The following is an 18,403-nucleotide window of genomic DNA, read 5'->3' on the forward strand; positions in this document are numbered from 1 at the left end:
TCGGCTATCCGATCACTTCTTGGTCGGAGCGGGACGGCTCACCTTGACCGACTCGCGCTGCTCTTCGGACTCGTCCATCGCTTCGGCGGGAGCCTCGTTGACGACCGAGCCGCCACCGGTGGCGGTGAAGCCCTTCTTGAACTCGCCCACCACGTCGATCAGCCGCTGCTCGTTGTCGTCCGAGAGCTTCTTGGAGTCGCGGATGTCAGCGAGGATGCCCTCGTGGTGGTGGCGCACGTTGTCGAGGAACTCCGCCTCGAACCGGCCGATGTCCTCCACCGGCACCGAGTCCAGGTGACCGTTGGTGCCGAGATAGATCGACACGACCTGCTCCTCGACCGGGAACGGCGTGTACTGCGGCTGCTTGAGCAGCTCGACCAGGCGGCTACCCCGCTCCAGCTGAGCCTTCGACGCGGCGTCGAGGTCGGACGCGAACGCGGCGAACGCCTCCAGCTCGCGGTACTGCGACAGGTCCAGCCGCAGCGACCCGGCAACCTGCTTCATCGCCTTGATCTGCGCGTCACCACCGACACGGGAGACCGAGATACCGACGTTGATCGCCGGGCGCACGCCCTGGTTGAACAGGTCGGTCTCGAGGAAGCACTGGCCGTCGGTGATCGAGATGACGTTGGTCGGGATGTAGGCCGACACGTCGTTGGCCTTGGTCTCGATGATCGGCAGACCGGTCATCGAACCGGCGCCGAGCTCGTCGGACAGCTTCGCGCACCGCTCGAGCAGCCGCGAGTGCAAGTAGAAGACGTCACCGGGGTAGGCCTCGCGACCCGGCGGGCGGCGCAGCAGCAGCGAGATCGCGCGGTACGCCTCGGCCTGCTTGGACAGGTCGTCGAACACGATCAGGACGTGCTTGCCCTGGTACATCCAGTGCTGGCCGATCGCGGAACCGGTGTAGGGCGCGATGTACTTGAAGCCGGCCGAGTCGGAGGCGGGAGCGGCCACGATCGTGGTGTACTCCAGCGCCCCGCCGTCCTCGAGCGCCTGCCGCACGGAGGCGATCGTGGAGCCCTTCTGGCCGATGGCGACGTAGATGCAACGGACCTGCTGCGACGGGTCGCCGGATTCCCAGTTGGCCTTCTGGTTCAGGATCGTGTCCACGCAGACCGCGGTCTTACCGGTCTTGCGGTCACCGATGATGAGCTGACGCTGACCACGGCCGATGGGCGTCTGCGAGTCGATCGCCTTGATACCGGTCTGCAGCGGCTCCGACACCGGCTGACGCTGCATCACCGACGGCGCCTGCAGTTCCAGCACGCGGTTGCCCTCGGCGACGATGTCACCGAGACCGTCGATCGGCGCCCCGAGCGGGTCGACGACCCGGCCGAGGAAGGCGTCGCCGACCGGCACCGACAGAACGCGGCCGGTGCGCTTGACCTCCTGGCCTTCTTCGATGCCTTCGTAGTCACCGAGGATGACGGCGCCGATCTCGCGCTCGTCGAGGTTCTGGGCGACGCCCAGGACGCCGCCAGGGAACTCCAGCAGTTCCTGAGTCATCACCGAGGGAAGTCCCTCGACGATCGCAATGCCGTCGTAAGTCTCGACGACGGTCCCGACCTCTTCGCGCGAAGTCTCGGTCGAGAAGGTCGAGACGTAGTTCTCGATCGCGCTCCGGATCTCGTCCGAGGAGATCGTCAGCTCCGCCATGGTCTTATCGTCCCTGCTCTCAATGGGTCAAATCTTGGGTGTTGGCCTTACGACGGCAAGCCGCGTCCGGCATTGGCCAGCCTGCTCGCGACGCTGCCGTCGATCACCTCGTCGCCGACCCGCACCACGAGTCCGCCGAGGACTTCCGGGTCCACCTCGACCTGGATCGAGATCGTCCTGGAGTAGATCTGCGACAGCGCACGTGCCAGCCGCTCCTCCTGCTCGGGAGTCAGGGCTGCCGCGGCCGTCACAAGGGCGACGACACGCTGACGACGCTGCGCCGCCTGCTCGGCCAGCTGACCGACGAGCACGTCCAGGCTCTGCCCGCGCGGCGCTCGTACCGCCTGCTCGAGCAGGTCCATCGTGTCGCGGCCCACCTTGCCGTCCAGTACTCGGTGCAGCAGGGTCAGGCGCCGGTCTGCGGGCGCCGTCGTGTCGGACAACAGGGCCCGCAGGCTGTTCTCCGAACCGAGCACCCGGCTGAACCGGAACAGTTCGTCCTCGGTCTCGTCGAGTGTGTTCTCCCGCTCGGCGGCCGTCAGGACCGCCTGCCTTCCGAGCAGTTCCAGCGCGCCGATCAGGTCACGGGCGGACGACCAGCGCTGACGTGCGACCTCGCGCACGACATCCACCGCGGTGGCGCCCACCTTCCCGTCGAAGACCCCGCCGGCCAGACCCGACCGGGTGCGCTCGTCCACAGCCGGGTCCGCGAGGTGCCGCAGCAGCACGCGTTCCCTGGACAGCACACCCACGACCGCGGAGAGCTCGCCTCCGAGCTGCCGCAGGTCGTCGACACCGGACTGGGCCGTCATCTCGTCGAGGCGGTCGCGCACGAGCGCCAGCGCCTCCCGGCTGCTCGCCTGCATCATGACGCCCCCTCACCGGCACCTGCGGGCACCGCTTCGCCCGTCCGCGCCGATGTCCGCTCGAGCTCGTCCAGGAAACCGTTCACGCTGGCACTGCGGTTGGACTCGCCCGCGAGGTGCGCCCGGACGATCCGCTCGGCGAGCTCGGTCGCGGCCTGGCCGATCTCGGCCCGCAGTTCACGGATGATCTGCTGATGCTGCTGCGCGAGATGCTCCTCGCCGCGCTGCTTGATCCGCTCGACCTCCTGCGCGGCGCGGGTCCGCATCTCCTCGACCATGCGCTGCGCGTCGGCACGTGCGGCGTCGCGGATCAACGCGGCCTCCGTCTTGGCCTCGGCGACCGCGTCCGCGTACTTGCGCTCGGCCTCCGCCAGCCGCTCGTCGGCGCGCTTGGCCTCCTCGAGCTGCTGACGGATGGACTCCTGCTTCTCCCGCATCATCTTGCGGATCGGGGGAACGACCTTCCACCAGATCAGCCCGATGATGAGGAAAAACGCGACCAGCGTGCCGACGTACCTTGCGGCGTCCATCACTCTTCCTTTCCGGACTTACCGGAACCGAGCCCGGCCAGGAACTCCTGGACCGTCTCCTGATGCGTGGCCGCGGTGACGTCCTGCCCGACGACTCGGCTCGCGAGTGTCGTGGACAGCTGCGGGATCGAGGACCGCAGTTCGGCGAGGACGCGTTCGCGCTGCGTGGCGAGCTCGTCCTCACCGCGCTGGAGCACGGCCGAGATCTCGCTCTGGGCCTGACCCCGGTACTCGTCGATGATCGCCTGTCCTTCGACACGCGCCTCATCGCGAATACGAGCCGACTCGGCGCGGGCCTCGGCCAGCTCCTCCGCGTACTTCGCCTTGGCTGCTTCGAACTTCTCCGCGGCTTGGTGGTTCCCGTCGAGCTGCTTCTGGAGCATGTCGTGCCGGTCCTTCAGTGCCTTCTGCACCGGCGGCAGCACGAAGCGCCAGATCACCAGCAGCACAATGCCGAAGATGATCAGCTCGGCGAAAAAGGTGCCGTTGGGGAGCAGGAAGTTGTCCCCCGCGGCGAGAACCTCGCCCGACATGATCAGCCCTTGCCCAGCGAGAACACGAACAGGGCCATGAACGCCAGGTTGATGAAGTAGGCCGCTTCGACCAGACCGACGGTGATGAAGAACGGCGTGAACAGGCGGCCCTGGGCCTCCGGCTGACGCGCGATACCGGCGATGAACTGGCTACCCGCGAGACCGTCACCGATACCGGCGCCGATCGCACCACCACCGAGGATGAGACCGCCACCGACCATGGCGCCGGCCATCGTGATCGCGGTGTTGAGGTCTGCCATGACTCTCCCTAACTGATATTCGTTGGAACGCGTGTGTGAAACGGCCTCGTCGGCCCTGGAGACAAATTCCTACGACTCAATGCTCTTCATGCGTCTCCATCGTCTGGCTGAAGTACAGGATCGTGAGCAACGCGAAGATGAAGGCCTGGATGAACCCGACGAACAGGTCGAAGGACTTCCAGATCGCGTTCGGCGCCCAGAGGATGTATGCGGGGAACATCGCGATCAGCGAGACCAGGATCGTGCCCGCGAAGACGTTTCCGAAAAGCCGGAGCGAGAGCGAGACAGGCTTGGCGATCTCTTCGATGATGTTGATCGGCGCGAGGAAGGCCACGTGGCCCTTCACCAGCTGCTTGGCGTGCTTGCCGACGCCACGCCGGCGCATACCGGCCACGTGCGTCCACACGAACACCAGCAGCGCGAGCGCGTAGGTGAAGTTCGTGTCCGACGCGGGCGGCGGGATGAAGTCCGTGCCCGCCTGCGCCGGCAGCACCGAAAGCCAGTTGGCGATGAGGATGAAGACGAACAGGGTGACCGCGAGCGGCACGACGAACGGCGCGACCCGCACGCCGATGCTCGCGTCCACCTGACCCCGGATCCAGGTCGTGACGCTCTCCCAGGCGAGCTGGATTCCGCTCGGCACCCCTGAGGTGATCTTGGCCCGAAGCACGAACGCCGCCGCGATCACGATCACCGCGGCTATCGCGGTGGCCAGGATCGTGTCGGTGTTGAACGTCATGCCAAGGAAGTCGGCGGTCGAGTGGTGGCCGACCTCGACGTCAGCGGCGAGAACATGGGTCATTGGTGGCGAAGCTCCTTCACTACCGTTCCAGCCGTACTGGCGGTGATGATGAACTGGAACACGGCGAGTCCCGCGAACACGCCGAGGCCGTCAGGATGGACGATCAAAGCGATTCCGACGGCGAGCACCGTGATGACCGCGAGCCTGCCCAGCGCGGCGAAGGCCAGCAGGCGCTTGCTCGGGTTCTCGGTGATCGTCGCACGGGAAACCGAGCGCTGGACGAGCCGGGTGTTCAGCAGGCCGAGTGCGAGACCGACGCAACCGAACACACCCATCCAGATGTGCCCGAGCAGCCCCGTCGCGACCAGGCCGAGAACGCCCATCGCGCCTGCCATGAGAAGCGGGCGGCGTAGGTTGAGCATCTTGCCCGCCGGAATGGCGGAAACGGCGTTTGTCGCTGACACGGCTGAACCCTCGATTTCGATCTCTACAAAAACTTCCGGAACTGTGAATAGGCGAAAATGCAGGCTGTCACGATGCCGACCGCCAGTCCGGTGAACACGAAAGCGGGCGCGGTGTGCGCACGCCCGTCGATGAACCAGCCGAGTACGGTGAACCCGACGACCATGACGACGATCGAAGAACCGAGACCAATGAGTTCCGCCGGCCTGGGCTGCCTGCCTGACACCGGGGACCTACTGCTGTGCCGGAACGAGAGGTGAACAGGCCATCATGGGCTCCCTGGCCGGACGCGGCGAACACTGACGAGACCGAGTTTGGCCGCCTCTTCGTCGGCGAGCTGGACACCGACACCTGGGCCGGAGGGGGATCGCGGCGCGGTCCCTCGGCGACTACCAGCGCGCCCAACCTGGACTCCTTCCGGTTCTCCCGGTCGGCGTTCACTCCGCCGGGGGAATCGTAATGATCTGGACTTAACGTACCTGACACACTTACGGCTCTTGCAGGGGGGGGACCCGATCCCGGCGCGTAGGTGGCACTCGATCACGATCGCCACTTTGCGAACCAGGGGGCCGGTCCTACACGCTGGACGATACCAGCCGGAAGGCACAAGCCGTACAGGCGTACTCCTTAACCGCGCGGACGACTTCAAGACATCGGACCGGACGGCTTCCGTAACCGCGGGATCACCGAAACCAGCGCCGCGAGCAGCAGGCCGACGCCGACGATCGGCAGCGCGGCCGCGGCATCGAACAAGGTCAGCGAAACGGCACCGAAACCGAGCAGTCCGGCCCACAGGTAAATGAGCAATACCGCACGGCGTTGTGAATGGCCGATTTCCAGCAGGCGGTGATGCAGGTGCATTTTGTCCGCCGCGAACGGGCTTTCCCCGCGCCGCGTCCTGCGGATGACCGCCATCAACAGGTCGAGCAGCGGCAGGAACAGCACGGCGACCACGACGAGTAACGGCGACAGCAGCGCGAGCGCGTCCGAGCCACCGAACCGGGTGTAGTTGATCTTGCCGGAGGCCGAGGTGGTGGCGCCGGCCAGCATCAGCCCGATCATCATCGAGCCGGAATCGCCCATGAAGATCTTCGCGGGCTGGAAGTTGTGTGGCAGGAAACCGAGACAGGCACCGGCCAGCGTCGCGGCGATCAGCGCCGGCGGGTACGTGCCGACATCGCCACCGGCGGAGTTCAGCAGGCCGAGGGAGAACGCGCAGGTCGCGCTGGCCGCGATGAAGCCGAGCCCGGCCGCGAGCCCGTCCAGCCCGTCGACGAAGTTCATCGCGTTGACCAGCACCACGACGAGCAACAGCACCAGCAGACCGCCCTGGTTGCGGTCGAGGGTGACCACCGAGCCCAGCGCGTCGCCGTTGCCGCCCCACGGCACCCAGAACACGTTCCACTGCACGCCGAAGATGACCAGCAGCCCCGCGCACAGCACCTGACCTGCCAGCTTGGTCCACGCGTCGATCTCGAACCGGTCGTCGACCGCGCCGATCAGCACGATCACGCCACCGCCGACCAGCACGCCGACCGGATCGAGCGAGTACTCGAACGCGCGGCGCAGCACCGGCAGCTGGTGGGCCAGCGCCATGCCGCCCGCCACGCCGAGGTACATCGCCAGCCCGCCCATCCGCGGGATCGGGATGACGTGCACGTCGCGGGCGCGCGGGTTGGCGATCGCGCCCGCCCGGATCGCGAAGCGGCGGACGAGGCCGGTGAGCAGGAAGGTCAGGGTCGCCGAGATGAGCCCGACGAGGATGTACTCCCGGATGGGAAGCCCGGCGGTGGCGATCGGAGTCATCAGGACGGCGTCGTCACCGGTACGCCGAGCACCTCGGAGATGGCCTCGGCGCTCACCGCGCCGGCGCGCAGCAGCTTGGGCTCACTGCCGGTGAGGTCCACGATGCTGGACGGCCGGGCGTCTTCGATCGGGCCGCCGTCGAGGTAGACGTCCACCGACGTGCCGAGCTGGTCCTGCGCCTCCTGCGCGGTCGACGCGGGCGGCTGACCCGAGACGTTCGCGCTGGAGACCGCCATCGGGCCGACCTCGCGCAGCAGTTCGAGCGCGACCGGGTGCAACGGCATCCGCAGCATCACCGTGCCGCGCGTGGTGCCGAGGTCCCACTGCAGGCTCGGCGCGTGCGGAAGCACCAGCGAAAGGTCACCGGGCCAGAACGCTTCCATCAAAGACCTTGCCTGGGGCGGCATTCCGAGCACCAGGCCGTCCACTGTGGACCACGAGCCGACCAGAACGCCGACCGGCATGTCCGGCCCGCGGTTCTTCGCGTGCAACAGCGCGCGCACGGCTCCGGCGTCGAACGCGTCCGCGCCGATGCCGTACACGGTGTCCGTGGGCATCACGACGAGACGGCTCGAACGCACCGCGTTCGCGGCCGCCGCGAGTCCATCCGTCCGGGCTTCCGGCAGGCTGCAGTCATACACCGCGCTCATGGCCTGAAGACTATTCCCGCGCCGCGAAGCGGCTCCGTCGAGGGTGGCGGGTGGGGTTCGGGGGAGTATTCCCGCGCCGCGAAGCGGCTCCGTCAAGGGTGGCCGAGCGGATCGTTTTCGACACGTGGTTCGGCGTCCCAGATCCGCGTGCGGCGGTGTGTGAGGTCGAACGCGGGCCAGCCGGGATCGCCGGTCGCCGCGAAATCCGTCCACGAGCGCCGGATCGCCTCGGAAAGCGCGGGGAACCCGGCGTCGGGTGGATCGCCGAGGAAACGCCTCGCGTAGCCACTCTCCGCGTCGCCGAACACGAACGGCACGTCCACGCCGTGCGCGGCACCGGCGCCGGGGCTGCTCCAGGCGAAGTCGTACATCCACGTGCGCCCGCCCGCGCGCGTGTGCGCCTCCGCCAGCCGCAGTGCCGGGATCCGGTACACCACATCGGACATGAGAGTCACGAACAGACCGGAGTCGTCGAAACCGGGATAGGCCGCCCGGTAGGCGGCCGCGTCATGTCCCATCGCGGTCGCCACGGCGTCGAAGCCGACGCCCTGCGGCAACGCACCCTGGCCGCGGAACTCCTCATGGGTGAACCCGCACACGAGGTCCACATCCGGGGCGGCGGCCGTCCACAACGGCCCGGTGACCAGTTCGCCGTCGGCCACCGGCCCGAACGCCGTGGGCCCGTCCCGCCCGGTCAGCGGCGCGTCCTGGACGGCGAGAAGCGCCTCGGGCGGCAGCGTCTCGAATGCCTCGAGCGTCGCCGGCACGCCCGCGGCGGCCGCGATCTTCTCCGTGACGGCCCGTGCCGCTTCCGGCTCGTGAACCCCCGACGGCGGGCTCTGCGCGATGGCTCGCCGGAACAGACCCGTGCCCAGCAGGTACCCGACCGAGGCCGCACCGGCCGACTGCCCGAACGCGGTCACCGCATCGGGGTCACCACCGAACGCGGCGATGTTGCGCCGCACCCACTCGAACGCGGCGATCTGGTCGTGCAGACCCCGGTTGGCGGGGACCCCGGGCAAGTGGCCGAATCCCTCGAAGCCGAGCCGGTACCCGACGCTCACCACCACGACGCCGGACCGGGCCAGCGTGGCTCCGTCGTACTGCGGCATGCGCGGGGAACCGTACTTCCACAGTCCACCGTGGACCCACACCATCACCGGCAGGCCCGCGCCAGCAGGGTCCGGCGTCCACACGTTGAGGTTCAGGCAGTCCAGACCGTCGTCGGCGCGCCAGACCCCCGGCGCTCGCGGCGTCGGCGGAAGCTGCGGTGCGGCCGTCCCGGCAACCGTGCAGTCGCGCACTCCCGCCCACGGCTCGCGGGGTGCGGGTGGGCGGAAGCGCAAGGCGCCCTCGGGTGCGGCGGCGTAGGGAATCCCCTCGAACGACACGACACCGCCGAGGTCGCGACCACGGACCTTCCCCAGCTGGGTCCCGACGACGACCACAGGCTCCTCCGTCAGACTCTGCGCGCGGTCACGAAACGAGGGCGGCCCGCGAGGTCGGCGTGATCGGCGACCTCGGTGAGCACCTTACGCGACGAGACGATCGTGGGCGCGGCCGCGGCATGGGTGTCGTCGTGTTCGATGGCGACCCCGCCGCCCGGTTTGAGCAGACGCGCGGCGGTGGCCACGACCTGCCGGATCACCGCGAGCCCGCCGTCCGCGGCGAACACCGCCTGCGCCGGGTCGTAGTCGATCACCTCGGGCGGCAGCTCACCGCCCGGCGGAACGTAGGGCGGGTTGCACAGGACCAGGTCCACCAGCCCGTCGAGCTCGGCGAAGATCGTGCTGTCCCCGACGTCACCGGAGTACAGCCGGATCGGGGTGTCACCGGCCTCGGCGCGGGCGTCGGCGTTGTGCCGGGCCCAGGCGAGCGCGTTGGGGTCGTTGTCCACGGCGTAGACGACGGCGTCCGGCCTGGCGTGCGCCACCGCCAGCGCGAGCGCGCCCGATCCGGTGCACAGGTCGACGACCACCGGGTACTGGCGGTCTCTGAGCAGGGTGAGTCCCCATTCCAGGAGCAGTTCGGTCTCCGGGCGCGGGATGAACACGCCGGGCCCGACGCTCACGGTCATCTCGCCCAGCGCGGCCCAGCCCGTCAGATGCTGGAGCGGGACGCGTTTCGCGCGCTGCGCGACGAGCTGCCCGATGGCCTCGATGACCGGCGGGTCGACCAGCGGGATCAGCGGCAGCCGCCCCCGCTCGACGCCGAGCACGTGCGCGGCGAGCAGCTCGGCGTCGGTCCTTGGTGACTCGACGCCGGCTGCCTCGAGAATCCTGATCGCCTCGAGGATCGCCAGGCGCAACGGTTGCCGCTTCACCTTTCCCACTCTGCCTCATCCAGCTGGGACGGTTGCGGCACGGTGCCGCGTGTTCGGTTACTTTCCCGCCTCGGCAAGGCGTTCCTCGCGATCGGCGTTGCCCAGCGCGTCCAGCACGGCGTCCAGATCACCGTCGAGGACCTGGTCGAGGTTGTAGGCCTTGTAGTTCACCCGGTGGTCGGAGATCCGATTCTCCGGGAAGTTGTACGTGCGCACGCGTTCGGAACGGTCCACGGTGCGCACCTGCGAGCGCCGCGCGTCGGCCGCCTTGCTCGCGGCCTCCTCCTCGGCCATGGCCTGCAGGCGCGCCTGCAGCACCTGGATCGCCCGGGCCCGGTTCTGGATCTGCGACTTCTCGTTCTGGCAGGACACCACGATCCCGGTCGGCAGGTGCGTGACGCGGACCGCGGAGTCGGTGGTGTTCACGCTCTGCCCTCCCGGGCCCGAGGACCGGAACACGTCGATACGCAGGTCGTTCGGATCGATTTCGACCTCGACCTCTTCGGGCTCCGGGTAGATCAGCACACCCGCCGCGGAGGTGTGGATACGTCCCTGCGATTCGGTCGCGGGCACGCGCTGCACCCGGTGCACGCCGCCCTCGAACTTCAGGCGCGCCCACACACCGTCGGCCTCGGCGCCCTTGCTCTTGACCGAGAGGGTGACGTCCTTGTAGCCGCCGAGGTCGGAGTCCACGGCGTCGAGTACCTCGGCCTTCCAGCCGTGGCGCTCGGCGTAGCGCAGGTACATGCGCAGCAGGTCGCCCGCGAACAGGGCCGACTCCTCGCCGCCCTCCCCCGACTTGATCTCCATCACGACGTCGGAGCCGTCGTAGGGGTCGCGCGGCAGCAGGAGTTCGGTCAGCCGGGACTCCAGCGCCGGGATCCGCTCGGCGATCTCCTGCGCCTCGGCCGCGAAGGCGGGGTCCTCGTCGGCCAGCTCCTGCGCGGCGGTGAGGTCCTCGCGGGCGCGATCCAGCTCACCGATGGTTTTGACCACCGGGGTCAGCTCGGCGTAGCGGCGCCCCAGCTTGCGCGCCCGAGCCTGATCGGCGTGCACCGCCGGATCGGCGAGCTGCTGCTCCAGCTCGGCGTACTCGTCGAGCAGTCCCCGCAGCGAAGACGAATCCACCTTGAGACCTCACATCATTTCTGTATACAAAAAGCGGCGCCCGCCCCCGGGACCGGGTGGCGGGCGCCGTCGAGCAAGCTACTTGGCGTCGGCCTTCTTCTGACGCTTGCCGTACCGCGCCTCGAAGCGCGCGACCCGGCCACCGGTGTCCAGAATCTTCTGCTTGCCGGTGTAGAACGGGTGGCAGTTCGAGCAGACTTCGACCGTGATCTGGCCGGAGCTCTTCGTGCTACGCGTTTCGAAGGTGTTGCCGCAACCACACACGACGGTGGTCGGCACGTACTCGGGGTGGATACCGCTCTTCATGGGGTCCTCTCATCGTGGCCGCCGGGTCCTCATTGCGAGGTGAACCGGAGCCGGACTGCAGCGGATTGATTCTGCCAGATCGCCTGGCACCGCTATCAACACACCCCGCGCAGCGGCTATTCCCCGCGCGAACGCCGTGAGGGACCCCCTCACGGCGTCCGGCGCCGTGAAAGAGTCCCTCACGGGAACGGGGCTATTCCTCGTCGCTGCCAAGCGCGGTCTTCGAGACCTGCATGAGGAACTCGATGTTCGTCTTGGTCTTGCGCAGCCGGGACAGCAGCAGGTCGATCGCCTGCTGCGAGTCCAGGGCGTGCAGCACGCGGTGCAGCCGGTGGTGGATCGCGAGCTCGTCCGGCGAGAGCAGCAGCTCTTCCTTACGGGTACCGGACGGGTTGACGTCGACCGCCGGGAACACGCGGCGCTCGGCGATCTTGCGGTCCAGCTTGAGCTCGGCGTTACCGGTGCCCTTGAACTCCTCGAAGATGACCGTGTCACCGGTGGACCCGGTCTCCACCATCGCCGTGGCGAAGATGGTCAGCGAGCCGCCGTTCTCGATGTTGCGCGCCGCGCCGAGGAAACGCTTCGGCGGGAACAGCGCGGTCGAGTCGACACCACCGGAGAGGATCCGGCCGGACGCCGGGGCCGCGAGGTTGTACGCACGGCCCAGACGGGTGATCGAGTCCAGCAGGACCACCACGTCCATGCCCATCTCCACCAGCCGCTTGGCCCGCTCGATGGACAGCTCGGCGACCGAGGTGTGGTCTGACGGCGGGCGGTCGAAGGTCGAGGCGATGACCTCACCCTTCACCGACCGCTGCATGTCGGTGACCTCTTCCGGACGCTCGTCCACGAGCACGACCATCAGGTGGCACTCGGGGTTGTTCGTCGTGATCGCGTTCGCGATGTCCTGCATGATCGTGGTCTTACCGGCCTTCGGCGGCGACACGATCAGCGCGCGCTGCCCCTTGCCGACCGGCATCACCAGATCGATCACGCGGGTGGTCAGCTTGTGCGACTCGGTCTCCAGGCGCAGCCGCTCGTTGGGGTAGAGCGGGGTCAGCTTGGTGAACTCGGGCCGCTTCTTGGCCGCGTCCGGCTCGAGGCCGTTGATGGTGTCCACCCGCACCAGCGGGTTGAACTTCTGACGCTGCTGCTCGCCCTCACGCGGCTGCTTGACGACACCGGTGATCGCGTCGCCGCGGCGCAGGTTGTACTTGCGCACCAACGACAGCGACACGTACACGTCGTTCGGCCCGGGCAGGTAACCCGAGGTGCGCACGAACGCGTAGTTGTCGAGCACGTCGAGGATGCCCGCGACGGGCAGCAGGACGTCGTCCTCGCGGATCTCGGTGTCCGTACCGCCCTCGCCGCGGCCACCGCGACGGCGACGGTCGCGGAACCGGCGCCCGCGCCGGCCGCCGTCCTCGTCGTCGGCGTTGTTGTTGCTGTTGTTGTTGCGCGCGGCGTTGTTCTGCTGGCGCCGGTCACCGCCGCCCTGCTGCTGGTCGCGCTGCTGCTGCGGCTGGTCGCCGCCACGCTGCTGGCCGGAGTCCTTCTGACCGCCCTCGCCACGCTGCTGCTGCGGCGCGGACCCGGCATCCGGGCTGCCCGCGGCGCGGTTGGAGCTGCGACGGCGACGGCCGCCGCCCTCACGGCGCGCGCCGTCCTCCCCCTGCTGGGGGGTGTCCTCGGCAGGCTTCACGGCCTTGTCGGCCTTCTCGGCCTGCGGCCCCTTCTCGGCAGGCTTCTCCGCCGGCTTGTCCTGCTTCTTCGCAGGCGCGGCCTGCTCGGCAGAGGAGATGCCGTCGAAGGGAAGCGTGCCGTCGTCGGCCTGGGCAGCGCGCTTGCGCGGCGTCTTGCCCTGACGCTCGCGGATCGCGGCGATCAGATCGCCCTTCCGCATGCCCTTGGTGTCCCCAATGCCCAGTTCCGCCGCGAGTTCCCGCAGGTCAGCGATCACCATGCCGGACAGGCCACCGGTGCGGCGCTTGGGCGTGGTGCCGTTGGAAGCTGACTCTGACGCGACCGGAGCGGTCTGGGTGTCCAGGTCACCGCTCAAAAGATCGGTGTTGCTCACACATGTCCTTCCTGACCGATCCACGCCTCCAGGTGGATCAGCGGACTGCCGCTCGCGTCGGATCGCGAAGCGGAGTTCTGCTCCCCGGTGCCGCTGCCAAGACCGCAGGTCACAGCGGCAAAGCCGCCACACGGGGGTTGCCTGCCCCAAACGGGGCAAGCGGAATTCGCCACCATGACTACCGGAAACCCGCCTGAGGTCAATCCCTGCACCAGCTATGCGGAATTATCAGCTCAACGAAAGACAGATCCGGGAGGATCTCCCGGGACCGTCACCGGGTGCGGACTGCGCACGGTGATCGAACGCCCCCGAGGGTAGACCGCGTGCGGTCCAGGTGCAACAACCACCCCCGGAGTGGCGCGAATCGCCGCACCCCCGCTATCCGGCCGTGACCTGTACTCCGGCCGAATCCACCGGTAGTTCGGTGACTTCGAAGCCTTCAACGTCGACCGATGCCGGAATTATTCCGTCCGTGGTCAGCGCCAGCACGGTCGGCCCGGCCCCGGACACGGTGGCGGCGACCCCGGCTGCGCGCAGGTCGGCGACGAGGCGGGCGGTCGCGGGATAGGCGGGCGCGCGGTAGTGCTGGTGCAACCGGTCCTCGGTCGCGGCCAGCAGCAGGTCCGGGTTGGTGGTCAGGGCGTGCACGGCCAGCGCGGCGCGGCTCGCCGTGAACGCCGCGTCGGAATGGGACACCTGTTCGGGCAGCAGCCCGCGGGTGGCCTCGGTGGAGGACCGCAGCGCGGGCACCGCGACCAGCGGCCGGATGGAGGCGTGCGGCGTGAGCCGTTCGGCGTGGAAACGGCCGCCGGAAGACCACGCCACTACCAGCCCGCCGAGCAGACTCGCGGCAGCGTTGTCGGCGTGTCCCTCGAATTCCGCGGCGATGTGCACCGCCTCGGCGTCCAGGGGCCTGCCCGCGAGCGAATACGCCGCCGCCACACCGGAAACGATCGCCGAAGCCGAGGAGCCGAGCCCCCGCGCGTGCGGAATCGCGTTGAAACACCGCAGATGCAGCCCCGGCAGCGACACGCCGAGCCGCTCGCACGCCGCGCGCAGCACGCGCGCCACGAGGTGGGTCTCGTCGGTCGGCACGTCGGTGACATCGCCCGCGCCGGCGTCGAAAACCTCGATCTTCAGGCCGGAATCGGTGACCAGGACCTCGACCACGTCGTGCAGCGCGAGCGCCAGGCCGAGCGTGTCGAAGCCGGGGCCGAGGTTGGCCGACGACGCCGGCACGGTCACCTTCAACCGGGTCACGACAGCTCCAGCGCCGCCGCCACGGCCCGCGGGTCCACCGCGAGCGGTTCGACCTCGACGTTGTTCTCCAGCGCGGTGGCCGGGTCCTTGAGCCCGTGCCCGGTGACCGTACAGACCACAGTGGACCCCTTGGGGAGGCGGCCGTCGGCGGCGGTCAGTAGCAGGCCGGCGACGCTCGTGGCCGACGAGGGCTCCACGAACACGCCTTCCTTGCTGGCCAGCAACCGGTACGCGGCAAGGATCTGCTCGTCGCTGGCCTTCTCGAACAGGCCACCCGAGGCGTTCTTCGCCTTCACCGCGCCCTGCCACGAGGCCGGGCTGCCGACCCGGATCGCGGTGGCCACGGTCTCCGGTTCCTTGACCGGCTCGCCGTGCACCAGCGGCGCCGCACCGGCGGCCTGGAACCCGAACATCCGCGGGGTGTTCTTCACCACACCGTCCGCGGCGTATTCGGTGTATCCGGCCCAGTAAGCCGTGATGTTGCCCGCGTTCCCGACCGGCAGGCAGTGAATGTCCGGTGCCTCGCCGAGCACGTCGCAGATCTCCCACGCGGCGGTCTTCTGGCCGACCAGACGCACCGGGTTGACCGAGTTCACCAGCGTGACCGGGTGGTCGATCGCGGTCTTGCGGGCGAGTTCGAGGCAGTCGTCGAAGTTGCCGTCGATCTGCAGGATCCGCGCGCCGTGCAGGATCGCCTGCGCGAGCTTGCCCATCGCGATCTTGCCCTGCGGGATGAGCACGGCGCAGGTCAGGCCGGCGCGGGCGGCGTAGGCGGCGGCCGAGGCCGAGGTGTTGCCGGTGGACGCGCAGATCACCGCTCGCAGCCCGCTCGCGAGCGCGTGCGTGATCGCGACGGTCATGCCACGGTCCTTGAACGAACCGGTCGGGTTGGCGCCCTCCACCTTGAGATAGACCGTGCTCCCGGTCAGCTCCGACAGATGCGGGGCCGGGACCAGCGGGGTGTTGCCCTCTCCGAGCGTGACGATCTTCGCGCCCGACGGGATCGGCACCCGGTCGGCATAGGCCTCGATGATCCCCGGCCAACCAGGTTTGGCGTTCATCAGTCCTCGCCTTCCACCCGCATCACGCTGACTACTTCGTGCACGACGTCCATTTTCCCGATCTCCTCGACCGTGGCGCGCAAGGCCGCGTCCGGTGCGAGGTGGGTCACGATGACCAGGCTCGCGGTGGAGAGCCGGTCGCGCTGCCGCACCGCGGCGATGCTCACCTCGTGCGCGGCGAAAACCTGCGCGACCTGGGCCAGCACACCGGGTTTGTCCGCGACGTCGAGGCTGATGTGGTACCGCGTCGGGGTCTGCCCCATCGGCCGCACCGGCAGCGCCGCGTGCGCCGACTCGCGCGGGCCGCGCCCGCCGAGCACCCGGTTGCGGGCCACCGCGACGAGATCGCCGAGCACCGCGCTCGCGGTCGGCGCCCCGCCTGCACCCTGGCCGTAGAACATCAGCTCGCCCGCCGCGTCTGCTTCGACGAACACCGCGTTGAACGCGCCGCCGACCCCCGCGAGCGGGTGGCTGCGCGGGATCATCACCGGATGCACGCGCGCCGAGACCGATTCGGTGCCGTCGTCGGCGGTCACCCGCTCGCAGATGGAGAGCAGCTTTACCGTGCGCCCCAACGCTTTCGCGGCCGCGATGTCGGACGAGGTGACGTTCGCGATGCCCTCGCGGTACACGTCGGAGGCCGTGACCCGGCTGTGGAAGGCGAGCGAGGCGAGGATCGCCGCCTTGGAGGCGGCGTCGTAGCCGTCGACGTCGGCAGTCGGGTCCGCTTCGGCGTATCCCAGCCGGCTGGCCTCGTCCAGCGTCTCCGCGTATCCGGCGCCTGAGGAGTCCATTGCGGACAGAATGAAGTTGGTGGTGCCGTTGACGATTCCCATCACCTTGGTGATGCGGTCACCCGCGAGCGATTCGCGCAGCGGGCGCAGCAACGGGATCGCGCCCGCGACCGAGGCCTCGAAGTAGAGGTCGGCGCCCGCGGAGTCGGCGGCCTCGGACAGTTCGGCGGAGTACTCGGCCAGCAGCGCCTTGTTCGCCGTGACGACCGACTTTCCCTTGCGCAGCGCGGTGAGCAGCCAGGTGCGGACCGGCTCGATGCCACCGATCAGCTCGACGATGACGTCCACATCGGACTCGACGAGTGCCGCGGCGTCGGAGGTGAGCAGATGCTGCGGAAGCTCCGGGTGCTTGTCCGGCCTGCGCACCGCGATCCCGGCCAGCTCCACGGGAGCACCCGCACGAGCTGCCAGTTCGTCGGCCTGCTCGGTGAGCAGTCGCGCGACCTCGCTGCCCACGGTGCCGCACCCGAGCAGCGCGACACGTACTGTCTTACCATCCACAGTGGACGTCACGACACCTCCAGATGCAACATGTCGTCGATGGTCTCCCGGCGCAGCAGCAGGCGGGCGCTTCCGTTGCGCACCGCCACCACGGCCGGGCGGGGCTGCCGGTTGTAGTTGCTGGCCATCGAGTAGCAGTAGGCACCCGTGGCCGCGATACCGAGCAGGTCACCCGCGGCGAGCGTGTCCGGCAGCCAGCAGTCGCGGACGACGATGTCGCCGGACTCGCAGTGCTTGCCGACCACGCGGGACAGCGCGGCGCCCACCGAACCGTCGCCGTCATCGGCGGACCGGGACATCAGGCGGCAGTCGTAGACCGCGTCGTAGAGGGCGGTGCGGATGTTGTCGCTCATCCCGCCGTCCACGCTGACGTAACGACGGCTTTCGTTGTCGCCCAGCGAAACGTCCTTGATCGTGCCGACCTCGTACAGCGTCACCGTGCCGGGACCGGCGATCGCGCGGCCCGGCTCGCCGGCGATGCGCGGCACCGGAAGGCCCGCGAACTCGCACTCCTTGCGCACGATCTCGCGGATCTGCGTGATCATCTGGGCGGGCGGCGGCGGATTGTCCTTGTCGGTGTAGGCGATGCCGAAACCGCCGCCGAGGTCCACAAGGGACAGTTGCTCGAGCAGCGCTTCACCGTGTTCCTTGACCAGATCCGCGATCAGCCCGACGACGCGGCGCGCCGCGACCTCGAACCCGTCGGAGTCGAAGATCTGCGAGCCGATGTGGCTGTGCAGGCCGACCAGCTTGAGCGAGGGGGCGTTGAGCACCCGGCGCACCGCCTCCGCCGCGTCACCGGCGGCCAGCGAGAACCCGAACTTCTGGTCCTCGTGCGCGGTCGCGATGAACTCGTGCGTGTGCGCCTCGACGCCGACGGTGACCCGGACCAGCACGTTCTGCACGACCTCGCGGCGCGCCGCGACATCGGCGAGCCGGGCGATCTCGTGGAACGAGTCGAGCACCACGGTGCCGACCCCGGCGTCCAAAGCGGACTCCAGCTCGGCGACCGACTTGTTGTTGCCGTGGAAGGTGATCCGCTCGGCGGGGAAGCCCGCGCGCAGCGCGACCGCCAGCTCTCCCCCGCTGGCGACGTCCATGCTCAGGCCCTGCGCGCCGACCCAGCGCGCGACCTCGGTGCACAGGAACGCCTTGGCCGCGTAATGCACCAGCGCCGGATCGTCGAACGCCTCGGCGTACTCGGCGCAGCGGGACTTGAAGTCGGCCTCGTCCACGACGAACAGCGGCGTGCCGTAGGTGGCGGCCAGCTCGCGCACGTCCACGCCCGCGATCCGGACGACGCCGTCCGGCGCGCGGAACGAGTTGCGCGGCCACACCTTCGGGTAGAGCCGGTCCAGTTCGTCCGCTGTGGACGGTGGGAAGCCTGCCGTGTCGACGTGTGGGTAGACCTCGGCGTGACGGGGTCCTGCGGGGTGAGCCATGTC

The 18,403-nt window shown here is 69.0% G+C and carries 19 protein-coding genes; all 19 read right to left on the reverse strand.

The window, feature by feature from the left end; genetic code table 11:
- Nucleotides 1-12: 12 nt before the first annotated feature.
- Entirely contained in the window at nucleotides 13-1,659 is a 1,647-nt protein-coding gene (atpA, locus tag HFP15_RS18560) for a F0F1 ATP synthase subunit alpha (protein ID WP_168517266.1), read from the reverse strand.
- Nucleotides 1,660-1,706: 47 nt separating this feature from the next.
- The gene (locus tag HFP15_RS18565; RefSeq protein WP_168517268.1) at nucleotides 1,707-2,528 is read right to left on the reverse strand and encodes a F0F1 ATP synthase subunit delta; all 822 of its coding nucleotides are present in this window, start codon (nucleotides 2,526-2,528) and stop codon (nucleotides 1,707-1,709) included.
- On the reverse strand, nucleotides 2,525-3,055 hold the full coding sequence (atpF, locus tag HFP15_RS18570) for a F0F1 ATP synthase subunit B (protein WP_168517270.1): 531 nt from the start codon (nucleotides 3,053-3,055) through the stop codon (nucleotides 2,525-2,527). Before atpF ends, HFP15_RS18565 begins: the two co-directional genes overlap by 4 nt.
- Nucleotides 3,055-3,588, reverse strand: coding sequence for a F0F1 ATP synthase subunit B (locus tag HFP15_RS18575; RefSeq protein ID WP_168517272.1), 534 nt, complete (start codon nucleotides 3,586-3,588; stop codon nucleotides 3,055-3,057). Before HFP15_RS18575 ends, atpF begins: the two co-directional genes overlap by 1 nt.
- Before the next feature lie 2 nt (nucleotides 3,589-3,590).
- A complete protein-coding gene (locus HFP15_RS18580) occupies nucleotides 3,591-3,848 on the reverse strand; it encodes a F0F1 ATP synthase subunit C (RefSeq protein WP_168517275.1) in 258 nt (85 codons plus the stop codon).
- A gap of 76 nt (nucleotides 3,849-3,924) precedes the next feature.
- Nucleotides 3,925-4,650, reverse strand: a complete 726-nt coding sequence (gene atpB / locus HFP15_RS18585) for a F0F1 ATP synthase subunit A (RefSeq protein WP_168517277.1) — start codon at nucleotides 4,648-4,650, stop codon at nucleotides 3,925-3,927.
- A complete protein-coding gene (locus HFP15_RS18590) occupies nucleotides 4,647-5,054 on the reverse strand; it encodes a hypothetical protein (RefSeq protein WP_168517279.1) in 408 nt (135 codons plus the stop codon). Before HFP15_RS18590 ends, atpB begins: the two co-directional genes overlap by 4 nt.
- A 23-nt stretch (nucleotides 5,055-5,077) precedes the next feature.
- Nucleotides 5,078-5,278 (reverse strand): AtpZ/AtpI family protein, encoded by a 201-nt coding sequence (locus tag HFP15_RS18595; protein ID WP_312871642.1) that lies wholly within the window; start codon nucleotides 5,276-5,278, stop codon nucleotides 5,078-5,080.
- 419 nt (nucleotides 5,279-5,697) lie between these two features.
- Nucleotides 5,698-6,858 carry a glycosyltransferase family 4 protein gene (locus HFP15_RS18600; RefSeq protein WP_168517283.1) on the reverse strand — a complete coding sequence of 387 codons (1,161 nt, stop codon included), beginning with the start codon at nucleotides 6,856-6,858 and terminating at the stop codon, nucleotides 5,698-5,700.
- Nucleotides 6,858-7,508: an L-threonylcarbamoyladenylate synthase gene (locus tag HFP15_RS18605; protein ID WP_168517285.1), complete on the reverse strand. Its 651-nt coding sequence runs from the start codon at nucleotides 7,506-7,508 to the stop codon at nucleotides 6,858-6,860. Before HFP15_RS18605 ends, HFP15_RS18600 begins: the two co-directional genes overlap by 1 nt.
- A gap of 92 nt (nucleotides 7,509-7,600) precedes the next feature.
- Nucleotides 7,601-8,956: a carboxylesterase/lipase family protein gene (locus HFP15_RS18610; RefSeq protein ID WP_210717439.1), complete on the reverse strand. Its 1,356-nt coding sequence runs from the start codon at nucleotides 8,954-8,956 to the stop codon at nucleotides 7,601-7,603.
- Nucleotides 8,957-8,967: 11 nt separating this feature from the next.
- Nucleotides 8,968-9,831 carry a peptide chain release factor N(5)-glutamine methyltransferase gene (gene prmC, locus HFP15_RS18615; RefSeq protein WP_168517287.1) on the reverse strand — a complete coding sequence of 288 codons (864 nt, stop codon included), beginning with the start codon at nucleotides 9,829-9,831 and terminating at the stop codon, nucleotides 8,968-8,970.
- Between the two features lie 57 nt (nucleotides 9,832-9,888).
- Complete coding sequence (gene prfA / locus HFP15_RS18620) at nucleotides 9,889-10,959, reverse strand: peptide chain release factor 1 (RefSeq protein WP_168517289.1); 1,071 nt, start codon at nucleotides 10,957-10,959, stop codon at nucleotides 9,889-9,891.
- A 78-nt stretch (nucleotides 10,960-11,037) separates the two neighbouring features.
- The gene (gene rpmE / locus HFP15_RS18625) at nucleotides 11,038-11,265 is read right to left on the reverse strand and encodes a 50S ribosomal protein L31 (protein ID WP_168517291.1); all 228 of its coding nucleotides are present in this window, start codon (nucleotides 11,263-11,265) and stop codon (nucleotides 11,038-11,040) included.
- A 193-nt stretch (nucleotides 11,266-11,458) separates the two neighbouring features.
- Nucleotides 11,459-13,342, reverse strand: coding sequence for a transcription termination factor Rho (gene rho, locus HFP15_RS18630; RefSeq protein ID WP_168517293.1), 1,884 nt, complete (start codon nucleotides 13,340-13,342; stop codon nucleotides 11,459-11,461).
- 378 nt (nucleotides 13,343-13,720) lie between these two features.
- Entirely contained in the window at nucleotides 13,721-14,602 is an 882-nt protein-coding gene (gene thrB, locus HFP15_RS18635) for a homoserine kinase (protein ID WP_168517295.1), read from the reverse strand.
- Nucleotides 14,599-15,663, reverse strand: a complete 1,065-nt coding sequence (thrC, locus tag HFP15_RS18640) for a threonine synthase (protein ID WP_168517297.1) — start codon at nucleotides 15,661-15,663, stop codon at nucleotides 14,599-14,601. Before thrC ends, thrB begins: the two co-directional genes overlap by 4 nt.
- Entirely contained in the window at nucleotides 15,663-16,970 is a 1,308-nt protein-coding gene (locus HFP15_RS18645) for a homoserine dehydrogenase (protein ID WP_376768876.1), read from the reverse strand. Before HFP15_RS18645 ends, thrC begins: the two co-directional genes overlap by 1 nt.
- Complete coding sequence (gene lysA / locus HFP15_RS18650; RefSeq protein ID WP_168517299.1) at nucleotides 16,967-18,400, reverse strand: diaminopimelate decarboxylase; 1,434 nt, start codon at nucleotides 18,398-18,400, stop codon at nucleotides 16,967-16,969. Before lysA ends, HFP15_RS18645 begins: the two co-directional genes overlap by 4 nt.
- Nucleotides 18,401-18,403 lie beyond the last annotated feature (3 nt).

It is taken from the genome of Amycolatopsis acididurans (genome assembly GCF_012328925.1).
Taxonomy (GTDB): domain Bacteria; phylum Actinomycetota; class Actinomycetes; order Mycobacteriales; family Pseudonocardiaceae; genus Amycolatopsis_E; species Amycolatopsis_E acididurans.

Bases quoted from the DNA above. Each gene is read 5' to 3' on its own strand.
- atpA (WP_168517266.1), bottom strand. From the start codon at position 1,659: ATGGCGGAGCTGACGATCTCCTCGGACGAGATCCGGAGCGCGATCGAG.
- HFP15_RS18565 (WP_168517268.1), bottom strand. From the start codon at position 2,528: ATGATGCAGGCGAGCAGCCGGGAGGCGCTGGCGCTCGTGCGCGACCGC.
- atpF (WP_168517270.1), bottom strand. From the start codon at position 3,055: ATGGACGCCGCAAGGTACGTCGGCACGCTGGTCGCGTTTTTCCTCATC.
- HFP15_RS18575 (WP_168517272.1), bottom strand. From the start codon at position 3,588: ATGTCGGGCGAGGTTCTCGCCGCGGGGGACAACTTCCTGCTCCCCAAC.
- HFP15_RS18580 (WP_168517275.1), bottom strand. From the start codon at position 3,848: ATGGCAGACCTCAACACCGCGATCACGATGGCCGGCGCCATGGTCGGT.
- atpB (WP_168517277.1), bottom strand. From the start codon at position 4,650: ATGACCCATGTTCTCGCCGCTGACGTCGAGGTCGGCCACCACTCGACC.
- HFP15_RS18600 (WP_168517283.1), bottom strand. From the start codon at position 6,858: ATGACTCCGATCGCCACCGCCGGGCTTCCCATCCGGGAGTACATCCTC.
- HFP15_RS18605 (WP_168517285.1), bottom strand. From the start codon at position 7,508: ATGAGCGCGGTGTATGACTGCAGCCTGCCGGAAGCCCGGACGGATGGA.
- rpmE (WP_168517291.1), bottom strand. From the start codon at position 11,265: ATGAAGAGCGGTATCCACCCCGAGTACGTGCCGACCACCGTCGTGTGT.
- thrC (WP_168517297.1), bottom strand. From the start codon at position 15,663: ATGAACGCCAAACCTGGTTGGCCGGGGATCATCGAGGCCTATGCCGAC.
- lysA (WP_168517299.1), bottom strand. From the start codon at position 18,400: ATGGCTCACCCCGCAGGACCCCGTCACGCCGAGGTCTACCCACACGTC.